Raw genomic sequence first — 19,447 nt, 5'->3', positions numbered from 1 at the left:
AAGGTTAGGAATGCATCCTATACCTTCTTTTCTTTGTGTTCTTTGAGATAGCCTTTAGCTTCCTCAATCCATTTCGGAAGTTGTTTTGCTAAAGGGGAAAAACCAATTTTATTCCGTTCATTTGTAAAACGATGATGACGCGGAATTTTTTGTTGTTCTTCTTCTAAGGTCCGGATTGATAAACTAGCCTTTTCAGTATATTCATCAAAGTCAACTACCTGTACCAAAACCTCTTGCCCCAATTTTAAATGATCATAAATATTATCAACAAAGCCTGTTTTGATTTCCGAGATATGGATTAGGCCCGTCGTCCCATTCTCTAATTGTACAAAGGCTCCATACGGCTGAATGCCCGTTACCGTCCCCTTGAGTTTATCTCCGATTTTCATCTTAATCCTCTATTTCGATGGTCTCAATTACAACATCTTCATGTGGACGATCTGCTGAATCTGTTGCAACCGCTGCGATAGCATCCAAGACGACGAAGGATTCTTCATCAACTAGATGACCAAACACTGTGTGGCGTTGGTCTAGATGTGGTGTCCCGCCATTTTTGACATAGGCTTCTGCAACTTCTTTAGGCCAACCGCCTCGTTCTAATTCTTTCGCATTGTATGGGAAGTTTTGGTTTTGAACGATAAAGAATTGGCTTCCATTTGTATTTGGTCCTGCATTGGCCATTGACAAGGCTCCTCTGAGATTAAAAGCTTCCATTGAAAATTCATCTTCAAACGCAGTACCATAAATAGATTCACCACCCATACCTGTTCCGGTTGGATCGCCACCTTGAATCATAAAGTCTTTGATAATACGATGGAAGATAATTCCGTCATAATAGCCATCTTTAGAAAGAGCTACGAAATTTGCTACAGTTTTAGGTGCAATTTCAGGGAAGAGTTTTACTGTTAACTTACCGTGGTTAGTCTTGATATGCGCAACTGGCCCTGTAACATTTTCCAAATCTAATTGCGGGAAATATTTTTCTTTTTCTACCATACCTAATTTCTCCAAGGCATCGAAAATGCCATCTTCTTCTACTTTTTTTGTGATATAATCTGCATGCTTTTGCAGTTCTGGATGCGAATGTCCCATAGCGATACTAATTCCTGCATAATCGAATAACTCAATATCGTTGAGTCCATCTCCGAACACTAGGACATTTTCAGGTTTCAGGCCTAGCTTTTCAACAACCTTAGCAACACCAGTTGCTTTGGAAGAGCCTTTTAGCACAATGTCCGATGAAATAGCATCCCAGCGAACACTACGCAATTCCGCTTGCAACTCTTCTGGAAGTTCTACTTCGTGACCATCTTTCTCAAAAGTTAACAATTGATAGATGTCATTTTCTTTATAAAAAGTTGGGTTTGTTTCCAAACCTTCATAAATCAAGTCAATTACTTGACTAATGCGGTCAGTTCGTGCAGAAAGTGTCCCTTTTTGACTACCAAGCATACCATATTCGATTCCAATTTCTTTAGCCCAATTTAATACAGATTCTACTAAATTTTGGGGCATTGGCTGATGGTACACTACCTGACCTTTGGCATCTTCTACGTAGGAGCCGTTAATCATAGCGAAAAAGTCTGGCTTTAAGGCCTTGATTTCTGGCACCAAACCATAAGGCGTTCGTCCTGACGCAATTCCTGTCAAAATTCCCTTTTCTTTCAGTGATTTGAAAACCTGCTGAATTGATTCAGGAATGTAGCCTGTATTCTTCACACGTAGCGTGTCGTCAATGTCAAAAAAGACTATTTTTATTTTTTTTGCCTTATATCTGAGTTTTGCATCCATATAATTCCACTATCCTTTGGTTGAAAATTAACTAATTTTCATTATACCACTATTGGTCCTCTTGCGCCACCAAACCATGCTGGAAAGCATAAACAACTGCTTGAGTACGGTCGCTCACAGCTAGTTTGGATAAGATATTGGAAACATGGGTTTTAACAGTTTTTAAGGATATGAATGACGCATCTGCAATTCGTTGATTATCATATCCCTTGGCTAACAGCGTCAAGATTTCGCGTTCACGAGCTGTCAAGTCATCATGTAAATCTGGGTGGCGTTTATGGTGCTCTACTTTTTTCTCTACTTCTGTCTCAATAGCATATTCTCCAAGAGCTACCTTGCGGATGGCTGCTAAGATTTCGTCAGCACTTGACGTTTTCAACATATAGCCACGAGCTCCTGCTTCCAGCACAGGATAGATTTTTTCATTATCTAGGTAGGAGGTCAGGATAACAATCTGCGCTTGCGGCCACTCCTTCAGCAAGGCCAGGGTTGCTTCTACGCCAGTCATCTTGGGCATAACCAAGTCCATCACTACAACATCGGGTTTAACCTCTAATGCTTTAGCCAAACCTTCCTCGCCATCACTAGCTTCTGCAACTACTTCAACATCTGGCTGTAAATTTAAGTAACTTTTCAATCCTAGACGAACCATCTCATGGTCGTCAACCAGCATCACTCGAATCGTATTCATCTTCTTTTCCTTTCAATAGTGGGATACGAATATCAATCGCTACTCCCTTATTTGGGGCTGTGCGAATTTTTATCGTTCCAGCCATGTCTTCAACCCGCTCACGTATGTTTTGAAGACCGTAACTTAATTCATCATCTGCACCTTGTTGGAAGCCGATACCGTCGTCTGTCATTTTCAACTGCAGTTCTGTTTCCTTCTGCAAGAGGTAAACATCCAAATGCTTGGCCTTGGCATGTCGCAAGGTATTACTGATAATTTCTTGCGCAATGCGGAAGAGATGTTCTTCAATTAGTTTCGGTAGCTCCTCTACTTCATGTTGGAAATGAACGATAATATTACTTTTGTCGCTAACTTCACGCAAAATCAGCTCAAATCCTTCAACCAAGGTTTTACTTTCAAGTTCACTTGGGCGTAGATGTAATAATAGGATGCGTAGGTCTCTTTGGGCAGACTCAATCATGTCTTTCACGAGCATCAGCTGTTCCTGCAAGGTTTCCTGCGGAAGAGTGGATAGATTGGACGATAATCCTGACAAAATCATGCTCGTTGCAAATAACTCTTGACTAACCGTATCATGCAAATCCCTGGCAATCCGTTTCCGTTCTCCCTCAACAATCTCTTCTTTCTTGACTAAATCTTGATTGTCAACCAGCTGCACCTGACGCGTGAGGTTTCTGACCTTATCAGACAACTGAAGCAAAAGTTGATCACTTTCGGTATCTGTTCGAATACTTTTATTCTTCAAGATAGCTTGTAACTTCGTCCGCATAACCTGAGTGGAGGCTAGGCTGACAGTTTGTACCATTACAGCTAGAAAAAGGGTCAAAACAATAACTAGTAGAATGAGAGTAAACACGAGCTGCTCCGTTGAAATCCAGAGCGTAACATCTAGCAATGAATAATTTAAAAGTGGGAGGGTGGAAGCAATCACCACAAAAACAATAAGACAGGCAAACCAGGCGAGGAGTAGGTAGGTACGTTTTCTCATACGCGAACCACCTCCACATCTCCCAGTATATTGTTGGTAACGACTTTTACACGTTTGTGTGATTCTTGATAATCGGGACTATTGACCGCTATACTTTCATTCCGCAAATCCCAGTATGATTCACCCAGGAAACTTACTCGTCCATAGATACTAGTTGCTGAAAGTGCTACCTCAACATCAATTGGAACAATAATTTTTGTCCGTCCAAACGTTTTACGAATTACAACAATATTATCTCTGCCAACTAATACAGTCTTATCCAAATCAACTACATCATTGCCAAACAAGCGTACAATGTTAATATCTTCAAAACCAAACCTATCTTGAGAGTGGTCGTGGTTGCCAAACCATCTATTTTTCTCTTTTTGAACCTGTAGAGAATAGTCACTAAAAACAATGTGGGTATATTGGTTTCTCTTTTCATAACGTGAAAAGAAATTAATCAGCATGTAGACGACTAGTAGCATAATCCCAATAATGAAGAAGGGATTTAAAACAAAGACCAAAAATAATAGAGATAAGGAGCTGACCAGTAAAACACTGTTGACTTTTCTTCCTAGGAAGTACCAAATGATGAGTAATAAGGCAGAGAAAAGTAGCAGGGTCCGACTGGCCTCATTGGCTACCACATCAAAGGCTGCCATCGTAAAAATCATACTTTCTATTAGTAGAAAAAATTGAACTTTCCGCATCTTCTCCATCCTTTCTATACTATTGTAACAAAAAATAAGTAAAAGAACTCCATCCAAAGTAGGAAATATTAGTTCAAAGCAACGAGATGCAGGCTGTACTTGGGTACGGCAAAGTAAATTAACAAGACAAGCAAAATAAACTAAACATGACTATAAACTATGCAAATCACTCCTAGGCCATCACCCTTGATGGACAGAAGGAAACAATTTTGGCATAGGGGACCGCTCACAAGCTACGCTCTCTAATCAAGAGAAAAAGGTTCGGCATCTGCCCAACCTTATTCATCTTTATTGTCCGCTATCTGTTGAAGTACTTGTGCTAGTGGAACTTCCTGTTGAGGAATCGCTACTGGTACCGGTTGATGCAACGGAGACATACAAGGTAACTGTTCCATCAATTGTTGCGCCAGCAGCAGGATATTGTCCAATGACGATGTCACTTGTCGTTGAATAATAGCTTCTATCTTCTTGTTTTTCAATACTTTCCACATTGACACCCAGTGCTTGTAATTGACTACGTGCCTGTGAATAGGTGTAATTGCCAGATGTCAAATCAGGCATAATCAATTCTTTTCCTTTTGAAACAACTAGATTGATGATAGAACCTTTTGTCAACTCTGTATTGGCAACAGGATCTGTACTGATAACCTGACCCGCAGTAACAGATGAGCTATATTCCTGAGTAATAGTTCCAATACTGAAGCCTGCTGTCTGAAGAATTTGAGTAGCATTCTCCTGAGTTTTTCCAACAACGTTTGGAACAACTTGTGGCGCTACTCCTTTGGAAACGTAAAGGGTAATTTTCGCCCCCTTCTCAGCAGAACTATTTGCTCCTGGATCTGTTTTGATAACGAGACCTTGGGCAACTTTTTCGCTATATTCTTCTTTTATTGTCACTTGGAAACCAAGAGCCTCCAATTCCTGCCGTGCAGTGTCAGAATCCTTATCTGTCACATCTGGAATAGATACCATCGCAGCCATTGCTACTACAATATCAATCTTACTTCCTTGACGTCTGGTCGTCTTTGCAGCCGGAGAGGTCCGTATTACCAAGCCTTCATCTACAGTCGCTGTCGCTTCTTCTGTGATGTTTCCAACTTCCAATCCTGCCACTTCAATCATTTCTGTAGCTTTTTCAACGGTTTGACCAGATACATCAGGAACGGTAACTGTTCGTGGAGTGTTGAAAAATATGAGTCCAGCCGCTATGACTGTTAACAAAATAGCCCCTATCAAGACTTTGTAGCGTGTACGCATACCTGACCTTAGTTTTGAAACAGGCTTATTTCCCGACTTCGCCACTTCTTTCTTACCAGGCCCCTTATCCGTCGCAGAAGTTTGGGCAGAACTGTTTGTATGCGGTACTTTCGTTTCAACATTGGCCTGGGAGAGTTTCGGCAAGGTTTTTGTATCAACCTTGTTCCCTTCTAGTTCAACCCTGGGTTCATTCCGACGATCCATGGATAGAGCCGAAGCTAAATCTGCATACATTTCTGCAACCGACTTATAGCGCTCGTTTAATTTTTTAGCCGTTGCTTTTAGTACAACATTTTCTAAAGCCTGAGGTACGTTGGCATTCTCTTCTCTAACAGATGGGAGAGGTTTTTGGAAATGCTGAAGAGCGATCGTCACAGCACTGTCTCCATCATAGGGAATGCGACCCGTCAACATTTCAAAAAGGATGATTCCCATCGCATAAATGTCACTTTGAATGGTAGCTTTCGAACCACGCGCCTGCTCAGGTGAAAGATAGTGAACAGAACCCAACATGGAGTTGGTTTGTGTCAAACTCGTTTCAGCAAAGGCAACTGCAATACCAAAGTCTGTTACTTTAGCGACTCCATTGGAAGTCAAAAGGACGTTCTGAGGTTTCAAATCTCGATGGACAATTCCTCTCGTGTGCGCCATTCGCATAGCAAGGAGAATCTGTCCCATAATTCGCACCGCAACATCGTTGGAGAGTGGTGCATTTTCTTTTATATAACGTTTTAAATCGAGGCCATTGACATATTCCATAGCCAGATACTGTTGACCATCTTCTTCGCCGATGTCCGAAATACGAACGATATTGGGATGGTCAAGTTCTGCCATGGCACGCGCTTCACGTTGAAAACGCTGGATAGCAATTTGATCTGTCTGATAGTTGGTCCGAAGAACTTTAACAGCAACCTCTTCTCCATCTAAAATCAAATCTCTTGCTAGGTAAACATCTGCCATACCGCCTCGACCAATTTGCCGAACGATTCGATACCGACCGGCAAAGATCTTACCGATTTGAATCATTACCTAGCCTCCTCCGTAATGTGAAGCAAACCTACTGTAATATTATCTAGACCGCCTGCATTATTGGCAAAACGTACAAGTGTTTCTACCTTGCTTTCAATCGAAACATCACTCAATACAATATCACGAATGTCCTCGGTTGGTACCATATTGGTTAAGCCATCGCTGTTAATAAGGACGTAATCTCCAACTTCAAGAGTTTTCAAAGCAATGTCTGGTTCAATTGGTTCGGCTTGTCCGATGGACTGCGTTACAATATTTTTTTGAGGATGACGCTGTGCTTCTTCTTCTGTGAGCTGACCAGCTCGAACAAGGGCACCTACCAGCGAATGGTCGTTGGTTAGACGTGTATATTCGCCATCTCTAATCAATCCAACTCGTGAATCTCCGACATGGGCATAAATCATTTGGTTGTCGATGACAACAACTGCTTCAAGAGTTGTTCCCATCCCCTTGTATTCTTCTGTCTGTCCAAGTTCATGAATCTTTTGGTTTTCAGCGTCAATGATTGCAACCATCCATTCACGGACATCATTTAAGGTCACTAATTGAGTATCAACCCAAGCAGCTCCCAAATCTGTTGCTGCCATTTCACTGGCAATATGGCCGGCACGGTGACCACCCATTCCATCAGCTAACACGACCAAATCAATCCCTGCACGGTTTTTGTAGCGATTGATATAGTCTTGGTTGTTCGAACGTTTCTGTCCTACATCAGTAAGTAATGCAATTTCCATAATTTTTATCGTTGCTAAGCAACTTCCTCCTCTTATTCTAGGATTTTCGTCTAAGTTGACCGATGAAAAATCCATCTGTCTTATACTGTTCAGGGGTTATCAACAAGCAGCCATCCACCATAATATCTGTTTGAGGGTGTTCTAGTGTCACCTGCTCAAAATTGGGATGGTTTTGCAGAAATTCTTGAATAACCTCTTGGTTTTCCTTAGCAATAATCGTACATGTGCTATAGGTTATTATACCACCAATTTTCAAGCTTTGGCAAACACTGTCCAGTATCTGCAACTGGATATTCTTTAGAGAATCAAAGTCCATCGATACCTTGTTATAACGAATATCTGGCTTACGGCGGATAAGTCCAATACCTGAACAAGGAGCGTCTACCAATATCTTATCAAAGGTATCAGGGCCAAATGTTTCATGAACACGACTGGCGTCCAGACGTTTGGTCTCAATCTTATCTTCTAGACCTAAACGAAGTGCGTTTTCTTCAATCAGGTTTAGTTTATGATCATATAAATCCAACGCATAAACTTTTCCATCCGTAAGATAGCTTGCCATATGACAGGTCTTTCCACCCGGAGCTGCACAGGCATCCAAGATGATTTCATCTCCTTGAATATCCAAAGTCGGAGCTACCAATTGACTGGTTTCGTCTTGAATAGTGATAAGCCCTTCCTTGAAATAATCTGTCCCCGCAAAGTGTCCATGAGATTTAACCAATCCAACTGGTGATAACTGCGAGTGTTGGGCGCCTAACTCCTCTGCCAATCGCTCCACTTGTTGACTATCCGTCACGCGTACGCTGGCCTTATTCCGATCATGTAAGCTTTGGAAAATCTTCTCTGCACGTTCATCGCCATATTCTGCAATCAGGGTTTGGACCAACCAAACTGGCACAGAATACTGAACGGATAGACGTTTGTTCTTTCTTTTAATATCTGCTGGTTTCGGCAACGAATCCTGACTAAGCTTGCGCAAAATAGCATTGACAAATTTGTCAGTTCCAGGCTTTCTCTTTGCGAGATTAACAGCTTCATTGACAACTGCGTGAACAGGCAATTTATCCAAATATACCAACTGGTAGAGGCTCAACATGAGGAGATAGTAGACCCAAGTGTCCAACTTTTCTCTATCTTCGATAAAATGTGCCAAATACCACTCTAGGGTAATTTTACGAGAAACCGTCCCATAAACCAACTCGGTCGCCAAGCCCTTGTCCTGTGCTGATAAACGAGAAGATTCTAGGGCCTTATTGAGAGCGATGTTCGAGTAAGCACCTTGATCAAAGACTTGTTCCAATACAGATAAGGCTAGACTTCTTGCTGTTTCATGTTTATTGATCACCAAATTGATCTCCTACTGCAATATCTCGACCTGCGCCATTTAAAAAGTCTGCAATGGTCATTTTTGGCTTACCAGCTGGCTGGACAGTTTTCAGAGAAAGGGCTCCCTGACCTGTCGCAATGATCAATTCTTTCTTGCTTCGAGCAATGACTTGACCGACTGGTCCTTCACCTTCTGTTTCTACAGCTTCTTGAATTTTAAACCGTTCCCCTTGCCAATAGGTGTGGGCAACGGGCCACGGGTACATACCGCGAATCTGATTAAATAGTTGACGAGCTGTCTTATTCCAATCCAGTGCCTCTTCTTCTGGCTGGATATTTGGTGAGAAGGTTACCAGTTCTGGATTTTGAGCGACTGGTTTCAAGTCACCAGCAATATAGGCTGGTAAGGTTTGTAATAATAAATCTCGACCAACAACGGCCAACTTTTCAAACAAGGTGCCGACGTTGTCGCTTTCTTCAATAGCAATGCTATCGCTGGAAATCATGTCACCGGCATCCATTTCCTTGACCATTTCCATGATGGTTACGCCAGCACGTTCATCACCGTTAATCAAAGCGTAATGAATAGGGGCACCGCCACGGTATTTAGGAAGAAGAGAAGCATGAACATTGACCGCAAAGTCAACTGAGTTCAGTAATTTAGTCGGTAGGAATTGTCCAAAAGCTGCCGTCACAATCCCATCTGCTCCTAAATCCATCAGCTCATCCATTTCTTGGCTTCCAGATAGCTTCTCTGGTTGATAGACTGGTAAATTGTATTCCAAGGCTACTTCTTTCACAGGTGTCATTTGGATGACTTTTTTTCGTCCAACAGCTCGGTCTGGCTGGGTTACAACTGCCAGTATGTTGTAATTTCCATCAGCTAAGAGTCCTCTTAAGACCGTCGCTGAAAACGCTGGCGTTCCCATAAAAATCAACTTTGTCATATTCGTGTTCTCATCTCCTTTTCATTTTCTGATTCATATCAATTATACTATCCCCTAATTATATCATTTTTGCTTATTTTTTCCTTAATCAAAGGTTCTTAAAACAAAAAAATGCAAGGTCAATAGTGACCTCACATCATATTCTGCGGTTCATTGTCAATAATCAGTCGCAAATCTTGATTTTCTCTCTCCTGTGTCCAATCCAAAATCTGATTCAATACCTCTTCCAAACGGTCTTCATGCCGGTATTTCAAGATGATCTGGTAGTGGTAGAGATTATGAGTTCTGGCAATAGGCTTGGGCGTCGGTCCCAAGATTTGAATTGCATCTGTTAAGTGTTGACGGAGAAAGGCTACAGTTTCATAGGCTTTTTTCACGACAAATTCTTCTGACTTGTGCGAAAAGGTTAGACCCACCGTAAAATAGTAAGGTGGATAACCAAGATTTTTCCGAATGCCCATCTCATAACGATAGAAACCTTCATAATCCTGCTCTTTGGCAAAAGCAATAGCATAATGATTGGGGTTATAGGTCTGAATCAGGACCTCCCCTTCCTTATCAGCTCGACCAGCCCGACCAGCTACCTGAGTTAGCAACTGGAAGGTCCGCTCAGAAGACCGAAAATCAGGCAAATTCAGAGCCGTATCCGCATTGAGCACCCCAACTAGGGTCACATTTGGAAAATCCAAGCCTTTGGCAATCATCTGAGTTCCCAGAAGAATATCGGCCTCGCCTCGACCAAACCGTTCGAGCAAGTCCTCATGAGCACCTTTTTTCTTGGTAGTATCCACATCCATACGCAAAATTCTAGCTTCTGGCAAGAGCTCCTGCAATTCATCGTAGGCCTTTTGCGTACCCGTCCCATAATAACGAATAGAACGACTTTGACAGTTTGGACAGGTCTGAGGAATCCCCTTTTGAAAACCACAATAATGGCAATTCATCGTTTTTGTGTCCATATGGAGCGTAAGGGAAATATCACAGTTGGGACACTGGTCAACGCTACCACAATCACGACACATGACAAAAGAAGAATAACCACGCCTATTCAACATAAGAACGACCTGTTCCTTACGAGCCAATTTTTCTCTTATCTTTTCAATCAAAACAGGGGTGAAATTACTAGCCTCCTGCTGACCGATATAATCACGGAAATCCACAACTTCCACTTCTGGAATACGAGCCAAGGGATTGGCCCTCTGGTTAAGAGTCAGTCTTCCATAGACTCCTCGACTAGCCCGAGCCCGTGTTTCAAGACTCGGCGTAGCAGACCCCAAGACCAGGGTCGCTCGATTATAATCCGCCCGCAACTTTGCCACATCACGCGCATGGTAGCGTGGATTGCTGTCCTGCTTGTAGGTCGCCTCATGCTCCTCATCAATGATGATAACACCCAAGTTTGTCAAAGGGGCAAAAATGGCCGAACGGGCCCCGACAACCACCTGGGCATTCCCCGCCTCAATCTTCCGCCACTCATCGTACTTCTCACCATCAGACAGGCCCGAGTGCAGAATAGCAACCTGCTGACCAAAACGAGAAATAAAACGATTGGTCATCTGAGGAGTCAAGGAAATTTCAGGCACTAACATAATAGCCGTTTTCCCCATTTTCAAGACCCTATCAATAACCTGGAGATAGACTTCCGTCTTCCCAGAGCCAGTCACTCCTTGCAGTAGAAATGTCTGACTTTCCTGACCGATAGAGGCCACAATCTCACGAACCGCAATGGCCTGCTCTGGATTCAAATCCAAGGCCTGCGTTTTTTCTACCTTATCAAAAACACCCTGAGTCCGCGACACTTCCTCCTCCCAGACTTCTATATAGCCTTTTTCTTGGAAATAGCGGAGCGTATCAGCTGAATAGTCCGATTTTAGGTTTGAAAGAAGCTGGTCTTCAGAATGTTCCAGAAGAAATTCCCTTAACTGCTGCCGTTTTTTAGCCCGATTGCTAATGTCTGCTTCTCGTAATTTCTCCAGACAAACTCGGTACCATTTTTCTGTCTTGATTTGCTTCTTATCCTTGGCCACATAGTCTACCAAGATTTTTCCTGACTGGGCCAGACGCATGATTTTCCCTTGCTCTGTCACGTCCAAGTCAGAAAAACGAATCTGCTCCTTATCACCAAACAGACTAATCTGCTCTGCCATTTCCAAACCAAGCCCTGGACGGAGCAATTTGTCATAGGTCGAATTGAGCAAGCTGGGTAACATGGATTTTAAGAGAGTAATTTTATAGGAAAAGACCGACTTCCTCATCTGGTCCGCCAACCAAAATTGCTCTTGATTGAGAACAGGACTATAGTCCAAAACCTCGGCAAGCTCTTTCAAGTCTTGTAAGCTATTTTCATCATCTTCATCAATCAAATCAACTACAATACCTTGAATCAGCCGATTTCCCTTACCAAAGGGTACATGGACACGCACGCCAACCTTGAGTCCCTCTTCCAACTCAGCTGGAACTCGATAGGAATAAGCTTGATCTGTCTGCATCAAAGGGACGTCTACAATAATCTGTGCTAACATACCATCTCCATTTATTTTACCTTCTAATACCACGACTGATGCGAACAAGGTTCACTTTATGTATAACGAGGCTGGGCAAAAAGCCCAGGACCACTACTCATAGTTCGTGTCAACATCTCAGCGCAGTGGTTGATTGGCAGATTTGTTCGTGTTTTGCACTCCAAATCTAGCCTAATCAACTGTGCGGGGGGGGGAAGACGAACTCTTTTTATCTTGGTCGAGTTCTTTCCCACTCCCCAAATATTAAAAGATAAACTAAATAACCTGCCTCCTTTCTGTCAAAACTTTCATCATTCCGAAAGTGAAAAGAAACCCGGATGGCAATCCCAACCGAGTCTTGTTTCTAAATCTTTTCGCCTTCTTCTTTTTCTTTAGCAATTTGAGCTTTGATTTTACGCTCTTCTTCTTCCGCCAAACGTTTAGCCTCTTCGGCACGGCGACGAACAGCCTCACGTTTCGCTTCTGGGTCTGGGTGGATGACTACATTACCTGATTCAATTTCTTCCAAGGCGCGTAGGGTGGATTTCACTGAGGTGAATTCTTGAGTTGGTTTGGCACCTGCTTCCAATTCATGGGCACGCTTAGCCTCAAGAATAACCAAAGAATACTTAGATGGTACCTTATCCAACAAGGTATCAATTGACGGCTTCAACATCATAATGCGATTCTCTCTTCTTTCTTTTATCGTTCTGCTATCTGTTCACGAATCATTTCATCGTAGCGACCAATCACTCGGTCTACACGGAAATGTTCTGCTTCGATAATACGCTTGACACGCTCAGCAGCCAACGGGACTTCATCGTTCACAACTGCATAATCATACTCACGCATCAAGGCAATCTCTTCCTTGGCACGTTCGATACGTTGAGCAATAACTTCCTCACTATCCGTTCCGCGACCAATCAAGCGATCTTGCAACTCCTCCAAGTCAGGTGGTGTCAAGAAAATGAACACCCCATCTGGAACCTTTTTCTTCACTTGGAGGGCACCCTGTACTTCAATTTCTAAAAAGACATCAATTCCCTTATCAAGAGTTTCATTGACATAGGTCAGAGGTGTTCCATAGTAATTTCCAACGTACTCTGCATATTCCAACATTTGACCCTGGCGAATCAAATCTTCAAATTCCTCACGACTACGGAAGAAATAGTCAACTCCATCAACTTCTCCCGGTCTCTGTGGACGTGTCGTCATGGATACAGAATATTCAAATTTATTATCAGAGCTTTCAAAAATTTCCTTTCGAACTGTTCCTTTTCCAACACCAGATGGGCCAGAAAAGACAATGAGTAAGCCTCGCTCTTTCATGATATCTCCTTTTAAATCTTTCATTCTAGTGTAACAAAATTTAGCATGAATTTCAACTGCTTTTAAATACGATTAGAATATTTCCTATTCCTATTTTCTATTCCCAACCCTAAACGAACTTTGAGCCAGTAGAAAAAGAGCCCTTCGGACTCTTCTACATTTACTTAGCAACATCTGTTGCTCTTGTTTCACGGATAACTGTGATTTTGATATTTCCTGGATAATCCAGATTATTTTCAATTTTCTCACGAACATCATGGGCCAAGATGGTAATCTGATCATCAGTGACCTTGTTAGGATGAACGATAATCCGAATTTCACGACCAGCCTGAATAGCATAGGATTGTTTAATCCCTTCAAAACTGTTGGCGATTTCTTCCAAGTCTTGCAGACGTTTAATGTAGGCTTCCATAGATTCACGACGCGAACCTGGACGAGCAGCGCTCAGAGCATCTGCCGCAGCCACAATGACTGCGATAGTACTTGTCGCTTCTACATCGCCATGGTGACTAGCAATCGCATTGATAACAATTGGATTCTCTTTATATTTCTTAGCCAATTCTGTACCAATTTCAACGTGGCTTCCATCCACCTCACGGTCAATAGCTTTACCAACGTCATGTAGGAAACCAGCTCGACGTGCCAAATTCACATTCTCGCCCAATTCAGCAGCAAGTACACCTGCTAATTTAGCAACTTCGATTGAGTGGCGAAGAACATTTTGTCCATAAGAGGTACGGAAATGCAAACGTCCCATGATTTTAATCAAGTCTGGATGAAGGTTTGGTGCCCCAACTTCATAAGCAGCAGCTTCCCCATACTCACGAATACGGTTATCCATCTCTACACGGTGTTTCTCAACCAACTCCTCAATACGAGCTGGATGAATACGACCATCTTGAAGCAAGGTCTCCATGGTCATACGGGCAATCTCACGGCGAATCGGATCAAAACCTGATAGAACAACCACTTCTGGCGTATCATCAATGATAACATCGATACCTGTGAGACTTTCAAAGGTACGAATATTTCGACCCTCACGTCCAATAATCCGTCCCTTCATCGCATCATCCGGTAAATGAACCGATGTAATCGTCTGCTCAGCCACATATTCACCTGATATGCGTTGCATCGCTTGGGCTAACAAGTCCTTTGCCATCTTGTCAGAACGTTCTTTTACTTCACGCTCTGCTTCCTTGATACGAGTCGCAATTTCATGCGTCAATTTATCACGTGTATCGGTAAGGATGATTTCCTTCGCCTCTTCTTGACTAAGGGCCGCCACTCGTTCTAACTCCAAAGCTTTTTGTTCTTCGAGTTTTACAACTTCTTGTTCACGCTCATCAATGTGCTTAGCTTTATCGGTCAGACTTTGTTCCTTTTGTTCCAAAGTCTTTTCCTTGTTGGTCAAATTATCGTCTTTGCGGTCCAAGCTAGTCGCCCGCTCTGTCAAGCGTGATTCGATTTGCTTCAACTCTTGACGTTCTGACTTAAATTCTTCTGCAATTTCTTCTCGGTACTTACGAGCTTCTTCCTTAGCTTCCAAGAGTAATTCTTTTTTCAAGGTCTGGCGATCGCGCTCAGCTGTTTTTAGAATAACCTCAGCTTGCTCTTCCGCTCGACCACGAACATTACTAGCTTCTTGTTCTGCGTTTAAAAGTGTCAATTCTGCAGTTTCTTTTGCAGATTTCATCTTCAAAGAAATGGCAAAGTAACCTAATACTAAACCAATGAGAGCAGAAACAAGTGTCACTACTACTGTAATGATATCCATATTTCTACCTCTTTTTTTATAATTCGATTTTCACAAAATCTGTATCTATTTTATCATATTTGAAACGATTTCACAATTCCAAATTGTCAAATATGGTATAATAAATTCATCACTTATTTGGAGGAAAACATGAAAAAAGAAGTCACTGTCGAAAGCTTCGAGCTAGACCACACTATTGTAAAAGCACCTTACATCCGCTTAATTTCTGAAGAAGTCGGACCCAAAGGAGACATTATTACAAACTTTGATATTCGCCTTATCCAACCCAACGAAAATGCAATGGATACAGCTGGTCTACATACCATCGAGCATCTATTAGCTAAACTAATTCGCCAGCGCATCGACGGGCTAATCGACTGCTCTCCTTTCGGGTGTCGGACAGGTTTCCACATGATTATGTGGGGAAAACAAGACTCTGAAAAGATTGCTCAAGTCATTAAGTCGAGTTTGGAAGAAATTGCAGAAGGTATCACTTGGGAGGATGTTCCTGGAACAACCATTGAATCATGCGGTAACTACAAAGACCACAGCCTTCATTCAGCTAAAGAATGGGCCAAACTAATCCTTTCTCAAGGAATCTCTACCGATGCCTTTGAAAGAAAACCAATCTAACAAAAAAAGCGGCTAAACCGCTCAGAACGTAGACAAACTCCTAAAAATATAAAAAAATTGAAGAAGTTTGCGAAAGACAGCAAGTCATTAAACTCTTAGAAACATTGATATTTCGGCGTTTCTGAGAGTTTTTTTATTTTCAACATAAAGAAAAAAAGATTGAAGAAAACTGTCTAAAATGGACTTTTTCTTCAATCCGAAGCGGATAAACCGCTTTTTTGTTTAATAATCCAAGGCATCAGAATGACCAGCACCATTGCCGACAAAGTAGCCTGTCTTACAATTTATAGAGAACAAGTAGGTCCCATCTGGTTTAAACATATTATAGTAGCCATTGCCGTTGATAATATTAACTTTTTCCAAGATATATTGATTGCCTGTTATATACCCACGCTGTTGCGAGATAGTCACAATATTTTCAAGAATACCTGGATTGAAATTCCATGCTTCATTGTTTACATCATCAATCATTGCTTGATTATAAGGAACACGACTGCGGTCACGTTGCAAGACGACACCTGCTGGCACGGCAATACCAAAGTCGGTTGTTGAGCCTGAAACCGTTGTTGAAGCGACTTCTGTTGTCGCTGGTACACCAGTAGATACAGTTTCATCAGCACCTTGGTTGCTTGTGACTGCAGCCTCACTTGCTACCGGAGCTGAAGCGACTTCCTGTTGTGAACGACCAAAATTCACGACCGATGCTAATAGACTGTCAACCGCACTAATCCCTGTCGTTGTCGCAGAAAGAGATTCTCCTGATTTAACCGTCGCCGTTGTATCAATTTCACCATTAACAACGACTTCCTTATCAAACTGACCATTAATGGCCTGAATGGCTGCAATGGCTTTTTCAAGATGATCATACTGTTCTTTAGCTTTGGTATAACTGTCCGAATTCTTATTCAATTTTTCCAACAGCACTTTCAGTTCTGCTAATTTACCAAACTCTGAATTTTTTAGCTTGGTCAAACTACTATCCGTAAAGAAACTATTATAGAGCTGTTCAAAAGCGGTCACATTCGCATCTGTCGAACTTGATGCTGTCGATGACGTCTGGCTTGTACTTGTTGAACTTGAAGAAGTCGCAGTATTCGATTTGTTAACCGAATTCATCCAAACCAGCGCCGTCGCCATTACACCAATCATTGAAAGCCCTACTGCTGACCAGAAGTAAAATTTCTTTTTCTGGTCCCTATCTACGCCCTCACTATGGTCCAAGTCTTCGGCCTCATCTTCTTCCAATTCTAAACTAGAATCATCTGCCACTGGAGATAACCCCTCCATTGCTACAGTACTTGCAATCACTGTTTCTTCCAAGGTTTCCATCGGAGTTACCGAAAGTTCTTCTACAATAGGAACAATCTCCTCACTAACTTCCGTAAGAGAAGACTCATTTGCTTCTACCTCTTCCGCGCTTTCATGTCCTTGATTTTTTTCCTCATCAGCTACCTCAACTAAAGGAAGATGATTGATTTTGGTTTCAAATTTTTGAGATTCAATTTCTGCGCGGTGTTGCTTGATATAACGATCCAAGAGACCATCATCTTCTGTCACACCCGCTTCAATTTCCTTATGTTTTTTGACTGCTTCTTCGATTGTTAAATCTTTCGCCACTTCAAAATCTAAAACTTTCTCCTCATCCAAAGGAAGATGATGACTATTTTTTTCTCCCACGATGTCCTCCTATCCTTGCACTTCTTGCACTTGACGTTTCACTCGTTGACCAAAAAATTGATAAAGATCCACTTTTAGGGTACCATTATACAGTTTGCGTTTCTTATCCGCTTGCTGTCCAAAACGGGTTTCAAACAACTCATCACTAGTTAGAATAAACTTAGACCATGTTTTGAGTGGTTCAAAAGTCTGCCCCATTTCTCGATACAGGGTAACAATGGCTTCATCATCCAACAAACGTTCTCCGTAAGGTGGATTAGAAATAATGACACCATTAATTTTATCTGTACGCAAGTCTTGTACACGCATTTGCTTGAAAACAATATCCTGCTCAACTCCTGCCGCAAATGCATTCTTCTTCGCAATTTCAATCATACGAGCATCAATATCTGATCCAGCAATATCTAATACCAAATCTGCCTTGATAGAAGCCTGCGCTTCTTTGCGTAATGTAGCCACCAATTGATCCTCAACCCACGGCCATTCCTCAAATGCAAAACTTCTCTTCAAACCTGGGGCTATATTTTTGGCCAACATAGCTGCCTCAATACAGAAAGTTCCCGATCCGCAAGTAGGGTCAATCAGCGGTTTATCTGGATACCAATTCGATAATTGCAAAATAGCAGCTGCCATATTTTCTTTGATTGGGGCGCCACCTTTTTCCACCCGATAACCACGTTTAAACAAACTAGAACCTGTCGTATCAATCATGACTGTCGCCACATCTTTCAAAATCGACACTTCAATTTTAAACTCTGCCCCCACCTCTTGCAAGGGAACCCCTTCGGGACGAGAGAAGTGTTTCTGCAGTTTCTTAACAACTGCTTTCTTAGAAATAGCCTGCACACTTGGTTCATTATGCAATTTCGATTTGACACATTTGGCCTTGGAAATAGGGAACTTGCAGCCTAGAGGCAAGTAATTTTCCCAGTCCAAGTTAAAAACTCCTTGGAACAACTCTTCAAAAGTCTTTGCTGGAAATTGTCCAACAATGATTTTAATTCTATCTGCTGAACGTAGCCAGATATTGGTTTCGATAATGGATTTTACATCTCCTTGGAATCGAACACGGCCATTTTCCACTTGACATTCATAGCCGAGATTACGAATTTCTCGACCCACAACTGCTTCCAGACCAGCTGCTGCCGTTGCAATCAACTCAAATTGTTTTTTCATTTTTTTCCTCTACAATAAAAGCTAGCAGAGCTAGCTACCTATTTTATGCAATTTTCTGTAAGCCATGTTTTGTTCCGGTGGTACTAGGTTCTACCACCTTCGATAACCATCTGTCTACTGTCTAAACAGTCAGGATTTCTGTTCATTTCCATCCATCCCATGCCCCGACCAAAGTTTGGGTTGCTAGCTTGAGGGGTTTACCGCGTTCCATTTTTTACGTTTCCATAAAAACTTCGTCACTGTGGCACTTTCAGATCTACTCTGGCATATCAAAAGACTTAGCCATTTTAACCGCCGTAACGCCCAAGGGCGTCCCTAGGCTTATTGATTCGCCTAGCACAAACACTACTGGCATCTCAGCCAGTGCTAGCATGGACTTTCCTCATGGTAGAAAACTACCACGCGATTATCCAAAAATTGCACCTTAATTATCTTAGAAGTTGTATCTACAAAGCAAGCCACTTTAAATCAAGGAATGTCCTTGACACAAATACAGAATACATTTGTGCACAAGAAAATAACTGCGAATAAAGTGTCAGTTTAGGTGTACAATTTTCTATTCTTGATCCTGAACGATTTGTTTTCCAAATACTTCTTTCTCCAGACGATTCAGACGGCGGAGAATATCAAAGTTTGTCGCTGAAGATGGACGTTCTGTACGCAATACGTCGTTTGATTCTTCAGTAGGAAGAGTTGTTTTGGGAGAATTTGCTGCCTGCGCTTTCAATCGAGCAATTTCGCCTTTTAATTCCTTGATAATCGCTTCATAAGCATCGTAGTCTTTCATAATATCATCAAGAAAATCGTTCACTTCATCTTGGTCATAGCCACGAAAACCAATTTTAAAATCTTGCTCGAAAATATCTTTTGTCGTAAATTTAATACTTGCCATCTCTCTCTCCCTAATCTAAAACGTCACT

At 41.9% G+C, this 19,447-nt stretch carries 16 protein-coding genes, 1 other RNA gene and 2 pseudogenes; 1 reads left to right on the top strand and 18 read right to left on the bottom strand.

Features of this window, described 5'->3' with window-relative positions:
- Nucleotides 1-17: 17 nt before the first annotated feature.
- The 14 genes and pseudogenes from GPW69_RS02085 to GPW69_RS02025 form a co-directional block, all read right to left on the bottom strand.
- On the bottom strand, nucleotides 18-389 hold the full coding sequence (locus GPW69_RS02085; RefSeq protein WP_002937017.1) for a S1 RNA-binding domain-containing protein: 372 nt from the start codon (nucleotides 387-389) through the stop codon (nucleotides 18-20).
- A 1-nt stretch (nucleotide 390) separates the two neighbouring features.
- The gene (locus tag GPW69_RS02080) at nucleotides 391-1,791 is read right to left on the bottom strand and encodes a bifunctional Cof-type HAD-IIB family hydrolase/peptidylprolyl isomerase (protein ID WP_024377222.1); all 1,401 of its coding nucleotides are present in this window, start codon (nucleotides 1,789-1,791) and stop codon (nucleotides 391-393) included.
- Between the two features lie 49 nt (nucleotides 1,792-1,840).
- Nucleotides 1,841-2,482: a response regulator transcription factor gene (locus GPW69_RS02075; protein WP_074391007.1), complete on the bottom strand. Its 642-nt coding sequence runs from the start codon at nucleotides 2,480-2,482 to the stop codon at nucleotides 1,841-1,843.
- Nucleotides 2,454-3,470, bottom strand: coding sequence for an envelope stress sensor histidine kinase LiaS (locus tag GPW69_RS02070; protein WP_002937028.1), 1,017 nt, complete (start codon nucleotides 3,468-3,470; stop codon nucleotides 2,454-2,456). Before GPW69_RS02070 ends, GPW69_RS02075 begins: the two co-directional genes overlap by 29 nt.
- Nucleotides 3,467-4,162: a cell wall-active antibiotics response protein LiaF gene (liaF, locus tag GPW69_RS02065; RefSeq protein WP_024384079.1), complete on the bottom strand. Its 696-nt coding sequence runs from the start codon at nucleotides 4,160-4,162 to the stop codon at nucleotides 3,467-3,469. The genes GPW69_RS02070 and liaF overlap by 4 nt, the downstream gene beginning before the upstream one ends.
- 288 nt (nucleotides 4,163-4,450) lie before the next feature.
- Nucleotides 4,451-4,915, bottom strand: a pseudogene (locus GPW69_RS10895) (PASTA domain-containing protein); the annotation flags it as partial.
- Nucleotides 4,889-6,445: pseudogene (pknB, locus tag GPW69_RS02060) on the bottom strand (Stk1 family PASTA domain-containing Ser/Thr kinase); the annotation flags it as partial. The pseudogenes GPW69_RS10895 and pknB, both read right to left, overlap by 27 nt.
- Nucleotides 6,445-7,182, bottom strand: a complete 738-nt coding sequence (locus GPW69_RS02055; protein WP_004194145.1) for a Stp1/IreP family PP2C-type Ser/Thr phosphatase — start codon at nucleotides 7,180-7,182, stop codon at nucleotides 6,445-6,447. The pseudogene pknB and the gene GPW69_RS02055, both read right to left, overlap by 1 nt.
- Nucleotides 7,183-7,219: 37 nt before the next feature.
- Nucleotides 7,220-8,533, bottom strand: a complete 1,314-nt coding sequence (gene rsmB / locus GPW69_RS02050) for a 16S rRNA (cytosine(967)-C(5))-methyltransferase RsmB (protein ID WP_074391005.1) — start codon at nucleotides 8,531-8,533, stop codon at nucleotides 7,220-7,222.
- Nucleotides 8,520-9,458, bottom strand: coding sequence for a methionyl-tRNA formyltransferase (gene fmt, locus GPW69_RS02045; protein WP_074391004.1), 939 nt, complete (start codon nucleotides 9,456-9,458; stop codon nucleotides 8,520-8,522). Before fmt ends, rsmB begins: the two co-directional genes overlap by 14 nt.
- A gap of 131 nt (nucleotides 9,459-9,589) precedes the next feature.
- Nucleotides 9,590-11,980 carry a primosomal protein N' gene (locus GPW69_RS02040; RefSeq protein WP_074391003.1) on the bottom strand — a complete coding sequence of 797 codons (2,391 nt, stop codon included), beginning with the start codon at nucleotides 11,978-11,980 and terminating at the stop codon, nucleotides 9,590-9,592.
- Nucleotides 11,981-12,323: 343 nt separating this feature from the next.
- On the bottom strand, nucleotides 12,324-12,638 hold the full coding sequence (rpoZ, locus tag GPW69_RS02035) for a DNA-directed RNA polymerase subunit omega (protein ID WP_004194153.1): 315 nt from the start codon (nucleotides 12,636-12,638) through the stop codon (nucleotides 12,324-12,326).
- A gap of 23 nt (nucleotides 12,639-12,661) precedes the next feature.
- Nucleotides 12,662-13,288: a guanylate kinase gene (gmk, locus tag GPW69_RS02030; RefSeq protein ID WP_004194155.1), complete on the bottom strand. Its 627-nt coding sequence runs from the start codon at nucleotides 13,286-13,288 to the stop codon at nucleotides 12,662-12,664.
- A gap of 160 nt (nucleotides 13,289-13,448) precedes the next feature.
- Nucleotides 13,449-15,062 (bottom strand): ribonuclease Y, encoded by a 1,614-nt coding sequence (locus GPW69_RS02025; protein WP_024384085.1) that lies wholly within the window; start codon nucleotides 15,060-15,062, stop codon nucleotides 13,449-13,451.
- 129 nt (nucleotides 15,063-15,191) lie between these two features.
- Between GPW69_RS02025 and GPW69_RS02020 the strand changes: the two genes are divergently transcribed.
- Complete coding sequence (locus GPW69_RS02020) at nucleotides 15,192-15,674, top strand: S-ribosylhomocysteine lyase (RefSeq protein ID WP_004194159.1); 483 nt, start codon at nucleotides 15,192-15,194, stop codon at nucleotides 15,672-15,674.
- Between the two features lie 222 nt (nucleotides 15,675-15,896).
- Here the strand turns inward: GPW69_RS02020 and GPW69_RS02015 are convergent, their stop codons facing one another.
- From GPW69_RS02015 to gpsB, 4 genes are all read right to left on the bottom strand, one after another.
- Entirely contained in the window at nucleotides 15,897-17,351 is a 1,455-nt protein-coding gene (locus tag GPW69_RS02015) for a cell division site-positioning protein MapZ family protein (RefSeq protein ID WP_074391001.1), read from the bottom strand.
- A 9-nt stretch (nucleotides 17,352-17,360) separates the two neighbouring features.
- Nucleotides 17,361-18,527: a THUMP domain-containing class I SAM-dependent RNA methyltransferase gene (locus GPW69_RS02010; RefSeq protein WP_044763274.1), complete on the bottom strand. Its 1,167-nt coding sequence runs from the start codon at nucleotides 18,525-18,527 to the stop codon at nucleotides 17,361-17,363.
- Nucleotides 18,528-18,580: 53 nt separating this feature from the next.
- Nucleotides 18,581-18,945: RNase P RNA component class B (gene rnpB / locus GPW69_RS02005), an RNA gene on the bottom strand.
- Between the two features lie 138 nt (nucleotides 18,946-19,083).
- Complete coding sequence (gene gpsB, locus GPW69_RS02000) at nucleotides 19,084-19,419, bottom strand: cell division regulator GpsB (protein WP_004194167.1); 336 nt, start codon at nucleotides 19,417-19,419, stop codon at nucleotides 19,084-19,086.
- Nucleotides 19,420-19,447: the final 28 nt, after the last annotated feature.

It is taken from the genome of Streptococcus suis (assembly GCF_902702775.1).
GTDB classification, from domain to species: Bacteria; Bacillota; Bacilli; order Lactobacillales; family Streptococcaceae; genus Streptococcus; species Streptococcus hashimotonensis.
Note: the sequence above shows the minus strand (reverse complement) of the source record. Positions and strands in the feature narration are given on the sequence as shown.

Bases quoted from the DNA above. Each gene is read 5' to 3' on its own strand.
- GPW69_RS02085 (WP_002937017.1), bottom strand. From the start codon at position 389: ATGAAAATCGGAGATAAACTCAAGGGGACGGTAACGGGCATTCAGCCG.
- GPW69_RS02080 (WP_024377222.1), bottom strand. From the start codon at position 1,791: ATGGATGCAAAACTCAGATATAAGGCAAAAAAAATAAAAATAGTCTTT.
- GPW69_RS02075 (WP_074391007.1), bottom strand. From the start codon at position 2,482: ATGAATACGATTCGAGTGATGCTGGTTGACGACCATGAGATGGTTCGT.
- GPW69_RS02070 (WP_002937028.1), bottom strand. From the start codon at position 3,470: ATGAGAAAACGTACCTACCTACTCCTCGCCTGGTTTGCCTGTCTTATT.
- liaF (WP_024384079.1), bottom strand. From the start codon at position 4,162: ATGCGGAAAGTTCAATTTTTTCTACTAATAGAAAGTATGATTTTTACG.
- GPW69_RS02055 (WP_004194145.1), bottom strand. From the start codon at position 7,182: ATGGAAATTGCATTACTTACTGATGTAGGACAGAAACGTTCGAACAAC.
- fmt (WP_074391004.1), bottom strand. From the start codon at position 9,458: ATGACAAAGTTGATTTTTATGGGAACGCCAGCGTTTTCAGCGACGGTC.
- GPW69_RS02040 (WP_074391003.1), bottom strand. From the start codon at position 11,980: ATGTTAGCACAGATTATTGTAGACGTCCCTTTGATGCAGACAGATCAA.
- rpoZ (WP_004194153.1), bottom strand. From the start codon at position 12,638: ATGATGTTGAAGCCGTCAATTGATACCTTGTTGGATAAGGTACCATCT.
- gmk (WP_004194155.1), bottom strand. From the start codon at position 13,288: ATGAAAGAGCGAGGCTTACTCATTGTCTTTTCTGGCCCATCTGGTGTT.
- GPW69_RS02025 (WP_024384085.1), bottom strand. From the start codon at position 15,062: ATGGATATCATTACAGTAGTAGTGACACTTGTTTCTGCTCTCATTGGT.
- GPW69_RS02020 (WP_004194159.1), top strand. From the start codon at position 15,192: ATGAAAAAAGAAGTCACTGTCGAAAGCTTCGAGCTAGACCACACTATT.
- GPW69_RS02010 (WP_044763274.1), bottom strand. From the start codon at position 18,527: ATGAAAAAACAATTTGAGTTGATTGCAACGGCAGCAGCTGGTCTGGAA.
- gpsB (WP_004194167.1), bottom strand. From the start codon at position 19,419: ATGGCAAGTATTAAATTTACGACAAAAGATATTTTCGAGCAAGATTTT.